Raw genomic sequence first — 19,041 nt, 5'->3', positions numbered from 1 at the left:
TGGCTCCGGGCTTACTGACAAGCTGTTTTGTTTTTAGGAAACTCATTTTGCCAAAAACTCATCTATCGCCTTTACTGCGCTTTCATACCTATCAGCTCCGGTGCCTGATATCAGCACATAATTGGCATTTAAGGCTTGCAGTTCTTTATGCCAAACATCCATAAAATACTCCCGCTTGGTAGGGAAGTTCCGCAACGGATCGTCTTGCCAGGGCAGATCGATGTTGAGCAGGAGGTATAAATCGTAAGGGTGCCGGGGCAATTCGTCCAATACTTCCTGGGGCGAGCGGCCAAACATTTCTTCGCTCCATATTTTTACGGTGATAAAGGTGGTATCGCAGATTAGGATTTTGTTGGCCATAGGCAGCAACTGTTCTTCCAAAGCCAGTTGGCCGTAAAACATATTAATCTCATCCTGCCAGGTGCAAGGCTCCGTCAGCTTTTCGCAATAACCACGCGCGTACTCAGGTACGGCAATGGTTTGATAATGCGCTGCCAGGTAATCAGACATGGTCGATTTTCCTGTCGATTCGGGACCTACTATCGCTATTTTGAATACGTGGGACATTGTGGAACCTAAATATTGAAGCTAAATTCCCTCCCTGGGGAGAGGCGCTGCGATTTGTGCGGTGGCAGGGAGGGGTTTCGCCGCCTTACTTATCAGTGGGCTAAACCCCTTCCTCCCCCTTCCCCGAGGAAGGAATCGCACAGGCCTTTTTTTCTTGATTGTTTGCGAAATCTACTACCTCTCCAGCTTTGCTATCCTTGTTGGGGTATCTGTACCGGCAACAATACTGCGCGAGCTTAGCGCAATTGCCCTGATGGTTGAAGTAATATTACTTACATCTAACGAGCTAAATTCGTCTTTTACGGTATGGTATAACTTGTCGATATCTATCTGATCGGTTGATATGGTGTGCGCCGGTACGCCAAGCCTGGCCAGTGTTGCATTATCGCTCCGGTAAAACAAATCCTGCTCAGGATATGGGTCCGGGTAAAATTTAAAAGCGGTGCCATCCAGGTTTTTTTGCAGGATTTTGCCAAAATCCGAACGCTCATAGCCGGTTATAAATGCCGAATTTTGGCCGAATTTTGATGCCTTGCCAATCATTTCGATATTAAACATGGCTACTGTTTTATCTGGGTTTACCTGGCCCGAGAAGTATTGCGATCCATAACCGCCAATTTCTTCGGCACAAAAAGCAACAAAAATGAGGGTGCGGGCATTATTGTTTAGCTTTTTGTAATATTTGGCCAACGATATAACAGCAGTTGTACCCGATGCATCGTCGTCTGCGCCGTTTGCAATGCTGTCGCCTTCCATCGGTTTAAGGATACCCAGGTGGTCATAATGGCCCGAAAATACTACAAACTCATCCGGTTTGGTTTTACCGGGTAGCATGCCTGCAACATTAAACAACGGAAGTTTTTCACTTTTGATTTCGTAGCGCGCATCAAATGCGGTTACTTTATCAAAATTCCCCAGCACAAATACAACAGGCGGCGTTGTTTTACCTTTAAATATTACACTGCCCCTGCCGGCAAACCCGCGTACGCGGGTAAACAAATCTTTAAATTTAGGATCTACCAGCACCAGCGATTTTTTTCCGCTGCGTGTAATGGCACCGTACTCCTGCCTGAAATTTTTATCGCTGGTTACCTGTACCACCTGTACATCGGCGTTGGTGGCCCAGCTAAATGACTCGCTTCCGGTTGCAAAGGCGCTATCGGCCGCAATGCTTTTGCCGTTAATGCTCAGTGTTAATTTAACGGGGGTAGAACGAATCATTTTAAAATCCTGCCTGAAACCGCTGTTCCCTGCCAGTGGCGTTAGGCCAATGCTTTTAAATTCGCCTTCAATAAATTTGGCTGCTTTTTCGATGCCCGGCGTAAAGGTTGCACGGCCCTGCATATCATCGGCCGATAGGGTTTTAATAATACGGCCAACATTTTTTTCTTTAATCAGCTTATTTACATTTTGGGCAAAACCCAACGCGGTAATTGCTGATAATGCTACGGTTACTATAAAGATCTTCTTCATTTATTATTTAACTTTTGATTGCAACCAATTGCTGCGGAATGTTTCCTGTTCTTTTGATAACGGCCTGCCTGCTTTTTCAAAGGTAACTACTTCAAAATTAGGATTTGCCTCTAATACAATGGTTGTTTCGTGGCTGCCGGTGCGGCTTTTATAATTTACGGTAAGCTTGTCGCCCGGTTTTTTATCGTTAAGCTGGTCGTCAAAACCTTTCTGGTCTTTAATGTCAACGCCGTTTACCTTTAATATCACATCGCCTGCATCAAGACCGGCCTTGTATACGGGCGAGCCAATAATTGTGCTTGAAAGTATCGGTAAACCTTCGGCATTACCCGCGCGCGGCTGGCCCGCTCTGCCACGGCCGACAGTGGTTGCTAATGATCCTGCCCAGCCTTTTTCGGGGTTAATTTTGCGTAAAACCAAGCCCGCTTTGGCCAATAGTTCCTCGTAGTTGTTTTTCTCAATACCCGTAATGTATTTCCTGAAAAAGTCGGCAGCAAATTTCGGGTTGGTTACTTTGCCCAGGTCGGTTTGCAAATCGGGCACGGTATAGGGCTTCATTACCTTACCACGGCTTAGCCAAACCTGGCGCATGTAGTCGTCAAGCGTAATATTAAAATCGCTGCGCAGGCGCAAGTCAAGTGCAAGGGCTATAGCGCCGCCATAGGTGTAATAGCTGGTAAAATCGTTGGCGTTGTTGTTAGGATCGATAGAAACACCGGCATCGGCGTATACCGAATAACGGCTCATTTGGGTTGCAGGATATTTAGCGGCGGCAGGGGTGTTTAATACCTGGTTTACCAGGCCTGCTACTGTGCCGGTGTAATCGTCAAGATCAACAAATCCCGATCGTACCAGCAGCAGTTCGCCGTAGTATTGGGTAAAGCCTTCGGCAAACCAAAGCTCGCTGCTCATGTTGGCATGCTCAAAATTGAAAGGCTCCAATGATTTTGGGCGGATGCGTTTCACATTCCAGCTATGGAAGTATTCGTGCGCATAAACTCCTAACAGCCTTTTTTCCAAACCTTCAACCTTAGGGGCAGGTATGGTGATGCAGGTTGAGTTACGATGCTCCATCCCATCGCCTGATGTGGTTGGATGAATGTCGCTGATAAAAGTATATTCGCCATAATCGTAGGCCGGGAATTCGCCAAATACAGCTTTTTCTTCCTGTACCATCCGGGCAACCATTTTGCCAAAATTATCTATCACGGCCTGGCTGTCATCGGAGTGAACGGTAAGGTTTATCTTTTCTTTTTTATTATCATAATTAACCACGTCCCAGCTGGCAATTTTATAATCAGACAGTTCGGTTGGGCAATCCATCATGTATTGCAGGTTGGGGGCGCTGTACACGTTTTTATCCTCGTGTTTTAGCTGGGTAGCTACATGCCAGCCATAGTTATCCAAATCGTTAAACTGGAAGGTAAGCGGCCTTCTATCCTGCCCTACAACCCACATAAAAGTGGCGGGCATGTTCAGGTGGGCGTGGCTTGGGTCGATGCTGGCGTAAGTGCCATCTGTCCAGTTGCCAAAAAGGGTATAGCTTACTTTTACGGTAGCCGGGTGTTCTTCTATAGAGTACACATCACCTTCAACCTGCTTCAATTCAAGGGCCTTGCCGTTTACATCGGTAGCGGCAACGTTATAAATATTTTTACCAAACTCATGCGTGGCATAGCGGCCGGCAGATGAACGGCTCATCCTAACCAGCAAAGGGCCGGTTGGGGCCTGCGGAATGGTGATGGTAATTTCGGCCTCGTGGTGGGCGGCATTAGGGAACGATATGGAATAATAAATAGCTTTTGGTGCATCCTGCTGGGCCATAGCAGCTGCCGAAAACAGGGAGGCAAACGCGAGTAGTAATGTTTTTTTCATGTATTATGATTAGCAGCGATGAAATTACAACTAATCGGCCAATTGTAATATATCAATATCATTACAGATGTTGCAGGGCCCCACTATTGTATTTTAAAGCATAGAGGCAAAGCCGCCAGGAGTTAAGCCTTTTTACGCTGAGCCTTTTCTGGCTTTGCGTGAAAGAATCTTTAATATATCAGTTACACCAATTACACGTATTTTTGAATTATGAAAAGACTGATACGCAGTTTTGGTTTTGCTTTTAAAGGATTAAGGTATGCTGCGGCAACGCAACCTAATTTCAGGATACACCTGGTATTGGCTTTCATCGCGGTGATGCTGGGGTTTTCGCTCCATATCTCTTTTGCAGAATGGCAATGGATTATGCTGGCCATTGCCCTGGTACTGGTAATTGAGCTTTTAAATACAGGGATTGAAACATTAACCGACCTGGTATCGCCGGATTATAATGAAATGGCGGGCAGAGTTAAAGATGTTTGTGCCGGCGCAGTGGTAATTGCGGCCTTATTTGCGCTTTTAACAGGCATTGTAATATTTTTACCTAAACTTATTTTACTGGTAAGGCATGCTGCATAAAACCCGTGGTATAGTATTTAAAGCCACCGATTATGGCGAAAGCAGTGTAATTGTGCAAATTTTTACCGAGAAGTTCGGCTTGCAATCATACATCATTAATGGGGCCAAAAAGCCAAAGGCAAAAATAGGCCGCAATATGCTGCAACCCCTGCACCTGCTTGATTTGGTTGTTTATCATAAAAATACCGGTAGCGTACAGCGCATAGCCGAGCTTAAAAATTCGCCTGTATTACAAAGTATCCCTTATGATGTAATTAAAAGCTGCATCGCCATTTTTTTAAACGAGGTGCTATACAAATCCATCAAACAGCAATCGGCCGAAGAGAATATTTTTGATTTTGTTTTTAGCGCAATAGAGTGGCTCGATCATCAGACAGGCAATGTAGCCAACTTTCACCTGCTGTTTTTAGCCCGGCTTACACGCTACCTGGGCTTTTACCCTGATAGGGCGTTGATTGACCATGCAGACTATTTTGACCTGAAGAACGGCACGTTTAGCAAATATAAGCCGGATACGGTAATGTACCTTTCGCCGCCGCATACGCAAAACTTTAGCCGGCTGCTTAAAAGCAGTTTTGACAGCATGGATGAGCTGAAACTAACCAACGACGAGCGGCGTTACCTGATCCAAAAATTAATGGAGTATTATGCCCTACATATTGAGGGCTTTGGCAATATCCGGTCGGGCGATGTGCTGGAGGAGGTTCTTTCTTAAGCCTTGAGTCGGAAGTCTTAAGTTCTAAGTAAAAAAAAGACCTTCTTTATAAACCAATGCCGTTGAGTTGAAAGTTCTTTTCTCTCCTAAAAGATGGGTTATGATATGGCGTTGGTGAATATTATTATTGCTGGTTGGATGCTTTATTTAAGTATAAATACAGGCCTAAAATAAAAAAAGAGATAGCCAGGTGGCTCTCTCTTTTTTTTTAAGTTGACTGACCTCATTATTTACCATAAAGAACTAATTGGTTAGATCGATAATAACAATTAGGACAAATATAAGCACTATAGGGTTAGTAGACTAATTTTTGGCAAAAAAAGCTTCATTTTTATGAAAAAACGCCATATTTTGATTAAAAAAGCGTGTTTTTTGAAAAAAAGGCCCTTATTTTGCCATTTTTTCAATCAAAATGCTCAAAAAATGGCCCGATTTTTACCCGGGCTGGCCCGTGGTTCGCAGAGTAATACGTCCCATAATGCAATTAAGTCATGCGAAATATTAAAGTTTCAATTTCGTAAAATGGCCGCCAAAAGGCTAAGAAAAAATAAGTTAGCCAAGTCAGCTGCCGGATCGTTATGGAGGTTGTGTTAATAATGATTGATGTTCGGTTTACATAAACATCCTTTTGAACGCTGGTCACGACTCACCCCGGCTACGCTGCGCTGGCCGACCCTCTCTCCGGCTGCGCCGCATAGAGGGTTAAGCTCAATTTTTTATATCTTTTGCCCCTCTATGCGACGCAGTCGGAGAGAGGGCCAGACGGGCGTAGCCTCGTCGGGGTGAGTCAAATCGCCGCCCAATCACTTTGCAGCTCCACGATTTTTGCGCGAAAAACTTCGTAACATGCAAACACTTTTCAGAATTACATTGCTCCCAAAACCAACAAATCCGGCCTGTTTTGCAAGCCGGATTTGTTGTTATGATTTGGGCTGGTTATTTCAGTGAGTATACCCAGTTAACTATCTGTTTAATCTCGGCTGGCTTAAGATTAGGGTGCGCGGGCATATCCACATCGCCCCAAACGCCGTGGCCGCCGGTTGCTATCTTTTTAACCAGGTGATTGGTTGATGCCGGGGTTTTTGCATACTTTTTAGCAACATCGGTAAATGCCGGGCCTACAGACTTTTCGGCTACTTTGTGGCAAGCTTTGCAATCTAACGACATCATCAAGGTCATTCCCGCGGCGTTAGCCTTGATGTTTGCCATTTTTAGTTTCGTATCGGGCGAATCCTGGCCAGCTAATACCGGTGTAGTTTTACTTAACGTGGCTGCGCCTTCATCATCTTTAACCTCAACCGATACATTGTAGTTGCCTTTTTTGGTGTAGGTGTAAACCAGCTTTGGCAAGGCCGTTGTTTTTTTGACGCCATTGCCCAGGTTCCAGGTGTAGGTCATTGTGTTATTTTCCGGATCGGTTGCTGTTGCGGTAAAGGTTACCGCTAAAGGCAATTTACCAAAAGCTTTGTTTGCTGTAATGCTTTTTACTTCGGGCGCGCGGTTACCGGTGTTGTAATCAATACGGGCCAGGCCGGCATCTTTGTTTTTGGTAAACCAGCCCGAGCCATATTCAAGCACGTAAATTTTGCCATCGGGGCCGGTTTCCATATCAATAGGCGAGTTGAATTTGGCAGTGGCCATAAACGGTTCCATTTTGTCCAGGTCGCCGTTTGGTTGCAGGGTAAGTACCTTTATCCAGCCTCGGATCCAATCATAAAAAAATACCTTTTTGTTATAATAATCGGGCAGGCGTGTTGCCTTGGGGTACATATCGGAATAATAAATAGGGCCAGCCATAGTGGTACGCCCGCCAGAGCCAACTTGTGGAAAGTCTTTCGATTCGCCATAAGGATACCATATAAATGCAGGTTGCGCAGGCGGCAGTTCTCTTAAGCCTGTATTGTTCCTGGAATCGTTTAGCGGGTGCAGCGGATCAAAAGCGGGGCCCGATTCGCCGGTTTCATAGTTATAAGGGTGATACGGGATATTGGGGCCAATAAACAACGGCCATCCGAAGAAGCCTGCCGCCTTAGCCTGGTTAAATTCGTCATAGCCGCGGGGGCCGCGGGTGGCTAAGCTGTCGTTATTGGCATCAGGGCCAACTTCGCCCCAGTACAGGTAGTCGTTCTTTTTATCAACGGCTATACGGTATGGGTTCCTGTCGCCCATTACATAAATCTCCGGGCGGGTGCCTGCGGTGCCCGGTTTAAACAGGTTGCCATCGGGGATGGTATAAGTACCATCACTTTTTATTTTTATCCTCAGGATTTTGCCTCTTAAATCGTTGGTATTCCCGGCAGAGCGCCTGGAATCATGATTGATATGTTCCGGGCGATCATCCAATGGTGCAAATGCGTGCGTATCATGTGGCAGTTTTTTGCCTTCGTCAAATGGCGTAGTATTATCGCCGGTAGATACAAACAACAAATGATCTGGCCCAAACGCTATGGAGCCGCCTGTATGGCAGCAAATTTCGCGCTGGGAGTACAGCTGCAATACAACTTTTTCTGATTTGTTATCGATGGTGTCACCCGTAAGCGTAAAGCGAGATAAACGATTTACCGAAGTATCTGCCGGGCTGTAGTAAATATAAACGTAATGGTTGGTTTTAAAATCAGGGTCGGCCTGGATGCCTAAAACGCCCTCTTCGGCATTTACCCCTTTGGTGTGCAGCGTTTTAAAGTAGGCGTTCAGGAAACCAACCTGTTTAATAGTTTTGGTGGCGTTTTTAAAAAGCATAATTTCGCCGCGGCGCTGGGTTACTAATATATCCAGATTGGGTAAAATAGTCATTTCGGTGGGCTCGTAAAAAGTGCCCTGAATAAGGGATGTTCTTACAAAACGGTTTTCCTCGGGCACACGCAGCGTGGTGCATTTGGAGTAATCGAGTTTTTTATTGTCGCCAATGGCATATTTAATACCGCCCAGCAGGTGGCCTAAGTATACCGGGTCGGTGTACGATTCATCAGTATGACCAAGTTCGGTATAAAAAGAGCGCCCGTTTTCAAAATTGTGATACCAGGCCATTGGGTGGTTATCGCCGTTGGTGCCGCCTTTGTAGCTATTTTCGTCAATTTTAATAAGCACATGCAGGTTTTTGCTAATCTTTTTAAAGTTGTACCACTCATCTGTTCTTTTCCAGTCATCGGGTAAAGCGCGGGTTGAGGGATGGTTTTTATCCACCACTTTTAATATGGCCTCCTGCATAGCAGGGTGGCTGTCAAAGTAGGCGCCCACCAAACGGCCATACCATTGCCAGTCGTACTCGGCGTCGGCAGCAGCATGCACACCAACAAAATTGCCGCCTGCCTGCATATAGCGTTCCAGGTCGGCCTGCTGGTAATTATTAAGCATATAGCCGGTAGTGCTTAAAAATACAACCGCAGTGTATTGGCTAAGATTGGCTTCGCTGATTTTTGCAGCGTTGGATGTAGTATCAACCGAAAAATCATTTTCGGCGCCCAGTTTAATGATAGCTGCAGAGCCAGCAGCGATGGATGCATGGTGATAACCGGACGTTTTTGTAAATACCAGAATTTTGGGCTTAACAACTATTTTGCTGTAGTTAAATGCAAGCATAGCAAGTGCGAGCAGTAAAGTAATTTTTAATCGCATATGAAATTATTGATAGGTTTTGTTGGTTGTTTTGGCTTAATAGTTTTATGCTTAAGGCGGGCTAAATGTAAGCATTTCCATCGATTGCGTAACTTGGGTATCGCAAATATTACAAGCCTATAACAAGTTGTTTTGACGGGTAGAAAAATGAGTATTTACCTGCAGTTGTTTTAAAAAGAGAAGTATCTTCAGAGCCAAAAGAAAAGATGCTTTTTGAAGAATCAACCTTGCTTATTTCTCAACCAGGGCCAGCCAATCCAGCACTACTTTTCTTATCGCGGACTCTTTGCTTTTTAAATCATCCATATCCTTAATGTATACCAGGCGGCGGCCGTCTGTGTAATCGCCAGTTAACAAACCGCTGGTGTCATTAACTTTTGCCCCGCTGGGGAAAACGAGCAGAATGCGTTTATGCAGGTTCATCACAATGATATACCTTTTATATTCTTTAGGGTTAAAAGGCTTCATTTCGCCCTTGTATACAAAGCTGGGGGCGTTCCATTTTATCTCTTCGCCAATTTCAGGGTCTATGCTTAAAACCATTTGCCTGATAGCCTGTACAATTTGGGCAACCGGGGCATCCAGTTTTTCAATGTATTCGGTTACCAATTGGGTGTTTGTTTTGGGCGGTAATTTGGCCATGGTTGTTTGCAGGTTAATAAGGTTATACAAATATGTTGAATATCGGGGAGGATTATTAGCATTTAATTTACTTTGACGGAGCTAATGAGGGTTTCGCCGTTTAGTGGAGGCTTCTCCTTCATTTTTATTTCATACTGTATGTCAAAAAAACATATACCTTAGTTGTGTATTTTAAACCTTAGTTAAGCAAAATTCGCGGTGGTTTTCGTAACAATTACGCAGCCAGCTTGTCAATATATAAATACATTTTACAATGGCTATTAATCTTCAAAAAGGACAAAAAATAGATATCGGACTGTCGAAAATGACAGTTGGTTTGGGCTGGAACCCAAATGAAGGCACAGGTTATGATTTCGACCTGGATGTATCGGCTATCATGATAGATGGCAACAGATTTGTACCCGAAGACGAGTTCTTCGTTTTTTATAACAATGTAGATTCGCCGGATGGGGCGGTTCACCACACCGGCGACGATCCTTCGGGCGGCAACAGCGATGGTGGCGATGACGAATCCATCAATATTGATTTAACTAAAGTTGACGCTAAAATACAGGAGATATTGTTTGTGGTAACCATCCATGAAGCGCAACCCCGCAGGCAAAATTTTGGCCAGGTGCGCGATTCATATATCCGCATTATTGATGAGCAAACCGGCAGCGAAGTTTGCAAATATGAGTTGGGTGAGGATTTTTCTATCGAAACAGCTATTGAGTTTGGTCGCTTGTACCGCCGCAGCGGGGCCTGGAAGTTTGAGGCATCGGGCGTGGGCTATAAAGAAGACCTTGCCTTCTTTTTAAGCAAATATTTTAAAGGGCAAATCATTAAGTAAGCAAGGCTATGGCAATAAATTTGGTAAAAGGTCAAACAATTGACCTTCGTAAAAATGATAAAGGCGAAAGCTTCGATTTGTCGTCGGTAACCATTGGCTTAGGCTGGGATGTAAGGAAAAGTCATGGTGGCAGCGGTTTTTTAGGTAAACTATTTGGCGGCGGCGCCGAAGAGGTGGAATACGACCTGGATGCCATAGCTTTCCTGCTTGATAAAAACGGCCATGTGGCCAACAGGGGGCGCACTTTTCAAAAACCCAACGGCAATAAAATAAATTTATATGAGGGCGATGTGGTGTATTTTAACTCCATGCGCCATCCATCGAACCATATCTGGCTAACCGGCGATAACCGTACAGGTGCGGGCGACGGCGACGATGAGCAGATCATCGTAAAATTAGATTCGCTGGACCCAAAATACGACCGCATTTTGTTTATCGTAGCCATATACCAGGGCCAGCGGAAAAACCAGCATTTTGGCATGGTCGAGAACGCGTTTATTCGTGCAGTTGATAATCACGGTAAGGAGATAGCCAAATTCAGCTTATCCGGCGATGCCACCTACAACGGCATGTGCTCCATGAAATTTGCCGAAGTGTACCGCAAAGACGGCACCTGGAAATTCCGCGCCATTGGCGAACCGTTTGCAACGGATAATTTTTTAGAACTACTTAAACAATATTGAATTGGGTTGTAGGTTGTACGTGATACGTTGTACGTGCGTGTTGGATAAAAAACGTATAGCTTACAACATCATATCGCGTACAACCTTTATTTAGAACTGCTAACAATATTGAATTTTTGTTGTACCTGTATATTTGCCAATTCGGGCAAAACGTATAACTTACAACGTATCACGTACAACCTACACAGCCTGCAATGTACCAACACTACTCCTTCGACCTCTGGCTTACGCTGATTAAATCAAACCCTTATTTTAAAATAGAGCGTACCAAAATCTTCCACCGGGATTTTAACCCGATGGGTAAAAGTATTGACGAGGTGGCTAAAGCCTTCAGGCAGGTGGATTTGATGTGCAACGCTGTAAACGAAAGTACAGGCAAAAACATTGATGCCGACGAGATGTACCTGATGGTAATCAGCCTGATTAATGACAACCAGCTTAGCTTATCGGATATTGATACCGGCAAACTGTACCTGGATATGGAGAAGCTGTTGTTCTATTACATGCCGCTGGTATACTCGCCTGTAACAATTTCCACGTTGCAGCATCTAAAAAATAAAACAGGTAGTACATTTAGTTTGTTAAGCAATACCGGTTTTATAAAAGGGGCAACCTTAAGAAAGGTACTGCCGGAGTTAAAGATGAGCGATTACTTTGATTTTCAGCTATACTCGGATGAGGTGGGTTTGTCGAAACCAAACTCTGCCTTATTTAATTTAATGCTGCAAAATATCAAACAGGTCAATATAAATAAGGATATTCGTTTAAGCGATATCATTCATATAGGCGATAACCCTAAGGCTGATATTGAAGGCGCCCATGCAGCGGGCATAAAAAGTTTGCTTATCAACTCAAACAACCAATCTATTTTAGCCTTATTAAGTTAATGAACACTACCTACTCATTACATCATATCAGCAACGATAGTAACTTCGGCTTTTGCCCGGATGGCTACAGCCGTTTCAAATTTGGCGATGAAGCGGTAGCCCGTGAATTTGGCAGCGCTTTGGTTGATGGTTTTATAGCAGAAGTATTGTTGGTACAACCTATAACGCAACAAATTGTGGTGATATCGAGCCCTTATTCGTTTATCCCGACGGCTACTTTTGCCATGAAAACATGGTTTGTTTACGGGCTTAACCGCTGGCTGGCGCAACATGGCTACCCGGTAGTGCAGGAAACCAAGGTACACCGAACTATTACTTATAAAGAGGATTATGGCGAACTGGATGCTGAGCAAAGGATGAACCTGATAGGTAACGATTCGTTCCATATTGATAAGGATTTTTTGACCGGTAAAACGCTGATATTCTTGGATGATATTAAGATAACCGGCAGCCACGAGCGCATGATCATGAAAATGGTGAACGCATACGGCCTAAGCAATGATATTTACATGCTGTACTTTGCCGAACTGGTGAATAAAAACATACACCCCAACATCGAGAATTTTTTAAACTACCACCTGGTAAAAACTATATTCGACCTGGAGCCTATTATTCAAGGCGGCAGTTTTGCCATTAATACCCGTATAGTAAAATACATATTAAATTATAATCCCGATTGCTTTGGCATTTTTATACAAAACCAAACGATGGATTTTGTAAACTTGCTATATGATATGGCTTTGGGCAATGGTTACCATACTATTGATGCCTACGCCCAAAACCTTAATTTTATTACCCAAAACCTATTTATAAACAATAAAAATCTGATTAAACATGGCAATTAATTTGCAAAAAGGCCAGCGCGAAAGCATCCATGCCCCCAAATTCACCATCGGGCTGGGCTGGGATACCAATAGCTCATCAACAGGCAGCGCATTCGATTTAGACGCCTCTATTTTTATTTTGGGCGACAATAAAAGATTAGTCGCCGACGAGTATTTTGTTTTTTACAATAACCTGGTATCGCCTGACGGCGCAGTTGAGCATACCGGCGATAACCTTACCGGCGCCGGCGACGGCGACGATGAGCAGGTAAAGGTCGATCTATCAAAGGCTGATGCTAAAATCTCGGAAATTTGCATCGTGGTAACTATTCACGAGGCCGAGGCGCGCAAACAAAACTTTGGCCAGGTACGCAACTCCTTCATCAGGATATTTGATGCCGAAACAGGTGCCGATATTTTGAAGTATGAGCTGGAAGAAGATTTCTCGATAGAAACCGCTGTTGAGTTTGGCCGCATCTACAAAAAAGATAACAACTGGAAATTTGAAGCTGTTGGCGTTGGCATGAAAGGCGGCCTGCAGGATTATTTAAACAAATATCAATAACAGCTATGGCAATTAATCTTCAAAAGGGACAACGCATCAGTCTCGAGAAAAGTAACGGCAGCAAATTAGAAAGTGTTTGCGTGGGCATTAACTGGGGAGCCATTGAAAAAAAAGGCCTTTTTGGCTTTGGCGTAACCAAAGAAGCGGTTGATCTTGACGCCAGCTGCGCCTTGTTTGACGAAAGTAAACGCCTGATAGATGTGATCTATTTCGGTAACTTAAAATCAAAAGATGGTTCGGTAAAACATAGCGGCGACGACCTTACCGGCGATTTAAATGGCAACGACGGCATTGACAATGAAGTAATCACCGTAAATCTTCCGGGTTTGCCTGCATCTGTAACTTATGTGGCATTTATGCTTAACAGTTTCCGTGGGCAGGATTTTGGTACCATCCCGTTTGCATCTATCCGCATTTATGAAGGTACACCAACCCGCGTAAACGAAGTTTTTGCTACCTATGATATTGCACACAGCAAAGATTTTGCCGGCCACGTTGCCATGGTGATGGGCGTTTTTTACAAAAAGAACGGCGAATGGAAATTTAACGCCATTGGCGAACCCACCCGTGACCGCAAACTGGAAGAAACCGTTAAAACAGTTACCAATAATTATTTATAATATTCTGTGGCCGGTGATCTGAGGACTGTGGCCCGAGATCGGACCTCAGACCTCAGAAATCAGACCTCAGATTATAACTTAAAACTCAAGAAAATGGAAGGCGCACCAAATAATAACCCGATAAACATAACCCCGGTTACCCTGGATATAACTCCGGCACCGGGAACAACTACTCCTGTAAAATTGCTGGATAAGGAAGGTAATGTAGATTTAGCTAACATTACGCCTACCGAAGTTCAAAAATATAGTGAGGTGGCCAAAGCCCTCGACCCCAAAGATGTTAACTCCATCCTTAACTACGGCACCGATGTGCAGGCATCGATGGAGAAGTACAGTAATAACTTTTTAACTTCGGTACGTACCTATAACTCCGGCGAAGTTGGTTTACTGATAAACGACCTGCTTACCGAACTGAACTATATTGATGTAGATGAGCTGAACCAAAACGCGTTCACCTCATTTATTTCTCATATCCCTTTCATGAAAAAGCTGGTGTTTGATGCCAAAAAGCTTTTTCAGAAGTACGATACGGTGATCAACAACATCGATAAGATAACCAATAAGATCAAGGCTGGTCGTGTTAACTCGCTGAAAGATAACAGTTCGCTGCAAACCATGTTTGACAGCAATGTAACCTACATCCATCAAATGGAGGAATTGATCATCTCGGGCCAGTTAAAGTACAATGAACTAAACGAGCAGCTGGCGCAAATGGATGCCAACCCATCGGCCTACAATGATTACGAAATTGCCGACCTGCGCGATTTTGTGAATCGCTTGGATAAACGCCTTGCCGACTTGAAAGTAGTCAGGTTTATCATGATGCAATCATTGGCGCAAATTCGCGTGGTGCAAAGTAATAACACTACTATAGCCGAGAAAGCGCAATCCATCGTATCAACCACCATCCCGGTTTGGAAAAATCAGCTTACAATAGCTGTTGCCCTAAACCGCCAGAAGGAAAACGTGGAGATGCAGAAAAAAATCTCGGACACCACCAATACCATCCTCCAAAAAAATGCCGAGCTGCTTAAACAAAACAGTATCGACGTTGCCCGCGAGAATGAGAAAACGGTAGTATCCCTGGATACACTGAAACGCACAACTGCATCGCTGATTGAAACCCTTACCGAGGTAAAACGTATTCACGATGAAGGTACTGCCAACCGCAAAACGTTAAACACAGAATTGCAGAACCTGGAAACAGAGTTGAAAAAGCATGTGACTAACGCGTAAGCAAAGCCCCTCTAAATCTCCCCTGAAGGGGAGACTTTTAACGATCTTTCGAAAATCGCCTGCATGACACAGGCGATTTTCTTTTAAAGCCCGCCCCTTCAGGGGAGGGTTTGGGTGGGGTTTCTTTTTTCGTAAATTTGTACTTGATTCATGGACGAAAACAGGTTAAATATTTTAAATCAGAGTAACCGGATGCTCAGCAAGCTGCAACTGCTTTCTGTATTTTTTGGCGACGATATGATTTATAAAATTTACCTGCGTAGCCAGGTGATCCATAAACTGTTTGAGGCCAACCCCGAGCTGGACACCAATAAACTCGATCTGTTCCACCTCCAGTTTACCCAGAGCCTAATAGATTTACTCCGCAAGATCAAAAAGAACAATGAGACCAACGTAAGCTTGTTGTTTGACGAGATTCAGATTAACCGCGAAATGATTGAACGGCTGAACGACCCTACTTATACCCTGGCAAACTTCAACCTCGAAAAGCAAAGGCAGGCACTCAAGATCAATTTATCGTTGCGCAAGCTGTTCCAGGTATTGTCTGATAGTTCAACAGAAAACCCACTGTCTAAAAACATCAACGCATTTAGTTCGCGGTTTGCGGCTGATTTTTTTTACACTATTAGTACTGACCTGATGGAAGAAGTTACGGCCTTTAATCTTGCGGACGTTTACAAAAATGAATACGCCAAAATTCAGCGTAAGCTAATGGGGGTGTTGTGCAAATATGATTTTAAAACAGAATTTTATTGCGGTTTAAAGTCGGGCGCCCAGGTAATAGAGGTTTACAAGTTTATTGATACCGACAGGTATTTTATATATGCCCCCGGCGATAACCTGTTTGTGTTTTTTGACGTTGCAAAAATAGCCGGGCTGGATATGACTACCAACATGTCGAAAAAAGAGCGACTGATGTATGAACTGAAAGACAAGAACGACAGGCTTGAAGGCAATGCCGCCGCAATGAAAGCGCACATGCCGCCGGAAATTGCCGCCCTGCTTGCCGACAATTATAAAAAGATCTCGGATATCACCTTCCTGGATAATATCAGCAATATTGATGTGCAAGCCAATATTTTAAAAAGCATGCTCAATACCGATTTAATTTAGTTTATTTAACCTTAACAAAAATACATTACCTGTTTATATGGATTTACATACAATATTAGGCCCCGACATTAAAGCAGGCCTCCTCGTTATTTTAAACCTGATCCTGATAGAGAGTTTGCTATCGGTAGATAACGCCGCCGTGCTTGCAACTATGGTGCTTGATCTTCCGAAAGATCAGCGTAAAAAAGCTTTACGTTATGGTATCATTGGCGCGTACGTACTACGGGGTGTTTGCCTTTTCCTGGCCGCGTGGCTGGTAAAAATATGGTGGCTAAAACCCATTGGTGGCTTATACCTGTTATACCTTTGCTTTGATTATTTTAAAGGTAAAATTCAGGCAGCAAACGCGGGCGGCGAAGAGGAAGAAGTTGACAAAAGCAAAAACTGGTTATATAAATCGACAGTAGGCGTGTTTGGCGTGTTTTGGGCTACCGTGGCATTGGTTGAGTTGATGGACCTTGCCTTCTCTATCGATAACGTATTTGCGGCTGTAGCGTTTACAGATCATGTGGTTTTGATTTACATAGGTGTATTCATCGGCATACTGGCCATGCGTTTTGTTGCCCAGGCTTTTGTTAAGCTGATGGAGAAATTTACCTTCCTGGAAACCGTAGCATTTATTGTGATAGGGGTATTGGGCTTAAAATTATCAGCATCATTATATATCCACTTTTACCCCGAAACAGGTTTCTCTAAGATGATGGAAGGCGAAGGCGCCGATATAGTTACATCAATATTTACCGTAGCCATATTCATTATACCTGTATTAACATCGCTGTTATTCAACTTTCCCAAACGCCACACCATCGAACCGGAGGTAGCCGAGGCCGCGGAAGATGTTTTAGATAAGCAGTAGTTCAGTTGGCAGTGGGCGGTTTTCAGTTAGCAGTTGGCAAAAGTGGCAGGCAATAAGTTAGTCTAACAAACTACGCACCAATGAACAAATGAACCAGTGAACAAATGAACGAATACCAATGAACTTCAATAAAATAATAGCTTCCATATTCGGCATCGGTTTTTTAAAAGGTGGCGGCACTTACGCGGCCATAGTTACCTGCGGCGGCATTTGGCTGTTATGGCAATGTCCTGCTTTACAAAATCCGTTTTATTTACTGGCAATAACCATCGTTATCACCCTTTGGGGTGTATATGTGAGCAACAAGGTTGAACCTGATTGGGGCGAAGATAGTTCGCGCGTGGTGATAGATGAAGTTGCCGGTATGCTTATCTCGGTGTTGTTTTTACCACAAAACCTTTACATTTTATTGGGCGGGCTGGTACTGTTCCGCTTTTTTGATATTGTTAAACCGCTTGGTATCCGTAAAATGGAAGTCCTGCCCAGCGGTACCGGTGTAATGATGGACGATGTGCTGGCCGGCGTATATTCTAACGTGGTACTTTGGATAGGCTATTTTATATGGCTGAAGTTTGGTCGATAATTAAAAATACGTGTTAATGCAAAATGCCGCTTGTTAACAACTTGCGGCATTTTTATTATGATAAGAATTACAGTGGGTTATCCATTTTTATTCCCGCTTTCAGCCTTAAGCCTTCTGCTTTCAGCTTATTCGTATCGCAGGGCTTCAACCGGGTCTAACTTTGCGGCTTTTTTAGCCGGGTAGTAACCAGATATCAACCCGATGAATGTACATAGTACAACCGCGAATATTAGCCATCCCCATGGCACGGCAAAAGTTCCGCTTATCTGAACCGCGATAACATTTCCGGCAGCCATACCTAATACAATACCCGCGGCCCCGCCTATAAGGCATATTACTATGGCCTCGATTAAAAACTGTTTACGTATTACGGCAGGTGTGGCTCCGATGGCTTTACGCACTCCAATTTCGCGGGTGCGTTCGGTTACCGATACCAGCATAATATTCATGAGGCCTATGGCGGCACCAATCAGCGTGATGATACTAATGGCAAATCCGCCGGCAGTAATCCCGGCCAGCTGACCGGATAGTTCTTTCTGGATCGAATCGCTTCTCGAAATCTCAAAATTATCCTGGTTGGCCACGTTTAGGCTGCGCACATTTCTGAACAACGATGTTGCCTCGCCAATGGTAGCATCCAAAGCGCCAGGGCCTTTCACTTTAACAGTAACTGTGTAGGAAGCATTTTTATTGGTGTCAATTTGCTTGGCTTTTAATATCGGGATAATGCAAAACTTATCGCCACCAAATGAACTTGAACCTTTTGAGGCAATTACACCAACTATTTTATACTTGTTGCCGCCAATAAAAACGTTTTGGTTAACCGGGTCGGAGTGTTTAAAAAGCTTCTGCTTAATCTCGTCGCCAATAAGTACCACGTTTGAACCATGCTCCAACTCTGAAGTTGAAAAGTTACGGCCGAAGGATAATTTTTTACCACTGGTGGCCAGGTAGTTTTCGTTTGAGCCGGATATGGAAATATTCTGGTTTGTTTTTTCGCTGCCAAATTTTGCAACTGCGATGCCGGTAACATCGATATTTACGGCAATAATAACAGGCAGTTTAAAAGTTTTTTTAAAGCGATCGGCCTGGTCATAAGTAATGGGCGGGTACATCTTTCGGTGGCCGCCGTTACCAAAATTCAACCCTTCGCCACGGTTTTGAATGGTAAAGGAGTTGGCGCCCAAATCGGCAAAGGCATCATTGGTAAACTGCCGTATCCCCTCAATAGCCGTTAAAATACTAACCAGCGCCATTATACCAATAGCAATAATTAAAGCCGTAAGCGATGTACGCAACCTGTTACCGGCAATGGATTGTAACGCTATCGAAATATTTTCTCTGTAGGAGGTTTTTACCGGCATGGGCGTAATTATGTA

At 44.0% G+C, this 19,041-nt stretch carries 18 protein-coding genes; 12 read left to right on the top strand and 6 right to left on the bottom strand.

Translation table 11 applies throughout. The features are described 5' to 3' along the window. Positions 1 to 42: 42 nt before the first annotated feature. The 3 genes from AC1RM2_RS12680 to AC1RM2_RS12670 form a co-directional block, all read right to left on the bottom strand. Entirely contained in the window at positions 43 to 567 is a 525-nt protein-coding gene (locus tag AC1RM2_RS12680; RefSeq protein ID WP_492985443.1) for an AAA family ATPase, read from the bottom strand. Positions 568 to 741: 174 nt separating this feature from the next. Then, the gene (locus tag AC1RM2_RS12675; RefSeq protein ID WP_492985442.1) at positions 742 to 2,040 is read right to left on the bottom strand and encodes a M20/M25/M40 family metallo-hydrolase; all 1,299 of its coding nucleotides are present in this window, start codon (positions 2,038 to 2,040) and stop codon (positions 742 to 744) included. A 3-nt stretch (positions 2,041 to 2,043) separates the two neighbouring features. Next, the gene (locus AC1RM2_RS12670; protein ID WP_492985441.1) at positions 2,044 to 3,915 is read right to left on the bottom strand and encodes a M61 family metallopeptidase; all 1,872 of its coding nucleotides are present in this window, start codon (positions 3,913 to 3,915) and stop codon (positions 2,044 to 2,046) included. Positions 3,916 to 4,125: 210 nt separating this feature from the next. Here AC1RM2_RS12670 and AC1RM2_RS12665 point away from each other — a divergent pair, with 210 nt between their 5' ends. Next, positions 4,126 to 4,494 carry a diacylglycerol kinase gene (locus tag AC1RM2_RS12665; RefSeq protein WP_492985440.1) on the top strand — a complete coding sequence of 123 codons (369 nt, stop codon included), beginning with the start codon at positions 4,126 to 4,128 and terminating at the stop codon, positions 4,492 to 4,494. Continuing rightward, a complete protein-coding gene (gene recO, locus AC1RM2_RS12660; protein ID WP_492985439.1) occupies positions 4,484 to 5,209 on the top strand; it encodes a DNA repair protein RecO in 726 nt (241 codons plus the stop codon). The genes AC1RM2_RS12665 and recO overlap by 11 nt, the downstream gene beginning before the upstream one ends. A 936-nt stretch (positions 5,210 to 6,145) precedes the next feature. Here recO and AC1RM2_RS12655 read toward each other — a convergent pair. Together AC1RM2_RS12655 and AC1RM2_RS12650 are read right to left on the bottom strand one after the other, a co-directional pair. Next, positions 6,146 to 8,824: a ThuA domain-containing protein gene (locus AC1RM2_RS12655; protein ID WP_492985438.1), complete on the bottom strand. Its 2,679-nt coding sequence runs from the start codon at positions 8,822 to 8,824 to the stop codon at positions 6,146 to 6,148. A 231-nt stretch (positions 8,825 to 9,055) separates the two neighbouring features. Then, a complete protein-coding gene (locus tag AC1RM2_RS12650; protein ID WP_492985437.1) occupies positions 9,056 to 9,466 on the bottom strand; it encodes a DUF1801 domain-containing protein in 411 nt (136 codons plus the stop codon). 253 nt (positions 9,467 to 9,719) lie between these two features. On the opposite strand from AC1RM2_RS12650, the gene AC1RM2_RS12645 reads away from it, so the two are divergent. The 10 genes from AC1RM2_RS12645 to AC1RM2_RS12600 all read left to right on the top strand — a co-directional run bounded on the left by AC1RM2_RS12645 (position 9,720) and on the right by AC1RM2_RS12600 (position 17,662). Beyond that, entirely contained in the window at positions 9,720 to 10,295 is a 576-nt protein-coding gene (locus AC1RM2_RS12645; protein ID WP_492985436.1) for a TerD family protein, read from the top strand. 8 nt (positions 10,296 to 10,303) lie between these two features. Beyond that, entirely contained in the window at positions 10,304 to 10,978 is a 675-nt protein-coding gene (locus AC1RM2_RS12640) for a TerD family protein (protein WP_492985435.1), read from the top strand. Between the two features lie 194 nt (positions 10,979 to 11,172). After that, a complete protein-coding gene (locus tag AC1RM2_RS12635) occupies positions 11,173 to 11,865 on the top strand; it encodes an HAD family hydrolase (protein WP_492985434.1) in 693 nt (230 codons plus the stop codon). Next, entirely contained in the window at positions 11,865 to 12,710 is an 846-nt protein-coding gene (locus tag AC1RM2_RS12630) for a phosphoribosyltransferase family protein (protein ID WP_492985433.1), read from the top strand. The genes AC1RM2_RS12635 and AC1RM2_RS12630 overlap by 1 nt, the downstream gene beginning before the upstream one ends. Next, complete coding sequence (locus AC1RM2_RS12625) at positions 12,700 to 13,254, top strand: TerD family protein (protein WP_492985432.1); 555 nt, start codon at positions 12,700 to 12,702, stop codon at positions 13,252 to 13,254. The genes AC1RM2_RS12630 and AC1RM2_RS12625 overlap by 11 nt, the downstream gene beginning before the upstream one ends. A gap of 5 nt (positions 13,255 to 13,259) precedes the next feature. Next, positions 13,260 to 13,874, top strand: a complete 615-nt coding sequence (locus AC1RM2_RS12620; protein WP_492985431.1) for a TerD family protein — start codon at positions 13,260 to 13,262, stop codon at positions 13,872 to 13,874. A gap of 93 nt (positions 13,875 to 13,967) precedes the next feature. Continuing rightward, positions 13,968 to 15,110 (top strand): toxic anion resistance protein, encoded by a 1,143-nt coding sequence (locus tag AC1RM2_RS12615; RefSeq protein WP_439695136.1) that lies wholly within the window; start codon positions 13,968 to 13,970, stop codon positions 15,108 to 15,110. Between the two features lie 150 nt (positions 15,111 to 15,260). Further along, positions 15,261 to 16,223 carry a hypothetical protein gene (locus AC1RM2_RS12610; RefSeq protein ID WP_492985430.1) on the top strand — a complete coding sequence of 321 codons (963 nt, stop codon included), beginning with the start codon at positions 15,261 to 15,263 and terminating at the stop codon, positions 16,221 to 16,223. A gap of 37 nt (positions 16,224 to 16,260) precedes the next feature. Further along, positions 16,261 to 17,079, top strand: a complete 819-nt coding sequence (locus tag AC1RM2_RS12605) for a TerC family protein (RefSeq protein ID WP_492985429.1) — start codon at positions 16,261 to 16,263, stop codon at positions 17,077 to 17,079. Positions 17,080 to 17,197: 118 nt separating this feature from the next. After that, positions 17,198 to 17,662, top strand: a complete 465-nt coding sequence (locus AC1RM2_RS12600) for a phosphatidylglycerophosphatase A family protein (RefSeq protein WP_492985428.1) — start codon at positions 17,198 to 17,200, stop codon at positions 17,660 to 17,662. Positions 17,663 to 17,787: 125 nt separating this feature from the next. Here the strand turns inward: AC1RM2_RS12600 and AC1RM2_RS12595 are convergent, their stop codons facing one another. After that, positions 17,788 to 19,026, bottom strand: a complete 1,239-nt coding sequence (locus tag AC1RM2_RS12595) for an ABC transporter permease (RefSeq protein WP_492985427.1) — start codon at positions 19,024 to 19,026, stop codon at positions 17,788 to 17,790. Between the last annotated feature and the right edge of the window lie 15 nt (positions 19,027 to 19,041).

The organism is Mucilaginibacter sp. GW822-FHT03E02, assembly GCF_058801545.1.
Note: the sequence above shows the minus strand (reverse complement) of the source record. Positions and strands in the feature narration are given on the sequence as shown.

What these genes read in the sequence shown, in the direction of transcription:
- AC1RM2_RS12680 (WP_492985443.1), bottom strand. Translation starts at nt 567, where the DNA reads ATGTCCCACGTATTCAAAATAGCGATAGTAGGTCCCGAATCGACAGGA.
- AC1RM2_RS12675 (WP_492985442.1), bottom strand. Translation starts at nt 2,040, where the DNA reads ATGAAGAAGATCTTTATAGTAACCGTAGCATTATCAGCAATTACCGCG.
- AC1RM2_RS12670 (WP_492985441.1), bottom strand. Translation starts at nt 3,915, where the DNA reads ATGAAAAAAACATTACTACTCGCGTTTGCCTCCCTGTTTTCGGCAGCT.
- AC1RM2_RS12665 (WP_492985440.1), top strand. Translation starts at nt 4,126, where the DNA reads ATGAAAAGACTGATACGCAGTTTTGGTTTTGCTTTTAAAGGATTAAGG.
- recO (WP_492985439.1), top strand. Translation starts at nt 4,484, where the DNA reads ATGCTGCATAAAACCCGTGGTATAGTATTTAAAGCCACCGATTATGGC.
- AC1RM2_RS12655 (WP_492985438.1), bottom strand. Translation starts at nt 8,824, where the DNA reads ATGCGATTAAAAATTACTTTACTGCTCGCACTTGCTATGCTTGCATTT.
- AC1RM2_RS12650 (WP_492985437.1), bottom strand. Translation starts at nt 9,466, where the DNA reads ATGGCCAAATTACCGCCCAAAACAAACACCCAATTGGTAACCGAATAC.
- AC1RM2_RS12645 (WP_492985436.1), top strand. Translation starts at nt 9,720, where the DNA reads ATGGCTATTAATCTTCAAAAAGGACAAAAAATAGATATCGGACTGTCG.
- AC1RM2_RS12640 (WP_492985435.1), top strand. Translation starts at nt 10,304, where the DNA reads ATGGCAATAAATTTGGTAAAAGGTCAAACAATTGACCTTCGTAAAAAT.
- AC1RM2_RS12635 (WP_492985434.1), top strand. Translation starts at nt 11,173, where the DNA reads ATGTACCAACACTACTCCTTCGACCTCTGGCTTACGCTGATTAAATCA.
- AC1RM2_RS12630 (WP_492985433.1), top strand. Translation starts at nt 11,865, where the DNA reads ATGAACACTACCTACTCATTACATCATATCAGCAACGATAGTAACTTC.
- AC1RM2_RS12625 (WP_492985432.1), top strand. Translation starts at nt 12,700, where the DNA reads ATGGCAATTAATTTGCAAAAAGGCCAGCGCGAAAGCATCCATGCCCCC.
- AC1RM2_RS12620 (WP_492985431.1), top strand. Translation starts at nt 13,260, where the DNA reads ATGGCAATTAATCTTCAAAAGGGACAACGCATCAGTCTCGAGAAAAGT.
- AC1RM2_RS12615 (WP_439695136.1), top strand. Translation starts at nt 13,968, where the DNA reads ATGGAAGGCGCACCAAATAATAACCCGATAAACATAACCCCGGTTACC.
- AC1RM2_RS12610 (WP_492985430.1), top strand. Translation starts at nt 15,261, where the DNA reads ATGGACGAAAACAGGTTAAATATTTTAAATCAGAGTAACCGGATGCTC.
- AC1RM2_RS12605 (WP_492985429.1), top strand. Translation starts at nt 16,261, where the DNA reads ATGGATTTACATACAATATTAGGCCCCGACATTAAAGCAGGCCTCCTC.
- AC1RM2_RS12600 (WP_492985428.1), top strand. Translation starts at nt 17,198, where the DNA reads ATGAACTTCAATAAAATAATAGCTTCCATATTCGGCATCGGTTTTTTA.
- AC1RM2_RS12595 (WP_492985427.1), bottom strand. Translation starts at nt 19,026, where the DNA reads ATGCCGGTAAAAACCTCCTACAGAGAAAATATTTCGATAGCGTTACAA.